The organism is Roseixanthobacter psychrophilus (assembly GCF_043195195.1).
Taxonomy (GTDB): Bacteria; Pseudomonadota; Alphaproteobacteria; order Rhizobiales; family Xanthobacteraceae; genus NCEH01.
This window is the reverse complement of the sequence record NZ_JBAFWT010000200.1, coordinates 1-389: the sequence shown is the minus strand read 5'-3', so window position 1 is coordinate 389 and position 389 is coordinate 1. Positions and strand designations below refer to the sequence as shown.

General features: G+C 66.3%; 1 protein-coding gene. It reads right to left on the bottom strand.

Features of this window, described 5'->3' with window-relative positions; translation table 11 throughout:
- Nucleotides 1–230, bottom strand: a 230-nt coding sequence (locus tag V5F77_RS29195) for a DNA-binding protein (protein WP_429008528.1), incomplete at its 3' end; no start/stop codon positions are given.
- Nucleotides 231–389 lie beyond the last annotated feature (159 nt).

The window sequence follows — 389 nt, the reverse complement described above, 5'->3', positions numbered from 1 at the left end:
CGCATGATCAGCGTGGTGCGGGCGCGCAGCGGCAGGCAGCTGTAATGATATTCATAACCGCCGCCGCGCCCCTCGCGCCGCCGCCAGTGACCCTTGGGATTCGCAGGATACTCATGGTCTGGATTGCGCCAGTTGCCGCGATCCGCCATGAGGTTGATACCGATTCGCGTGGTCGGTATGTCGGGCAGCTGCGAGACCGCAAGCTCGGCCGGTGTCCACCACTCCTTCACCGGATGACCCCTCCCTCTTTGAGGGCGCGCCGGCTGGCATCGATGTCGCGGTCGAGCTTGGCGCGGGCCTCCAGCTGCTCAGCCATGGCGATGGCCGGCAGATAGCGCCGCTCGATCACCGCCCAGTCGAATTGCGCGGCGACCAGCTCCAGCAAACGG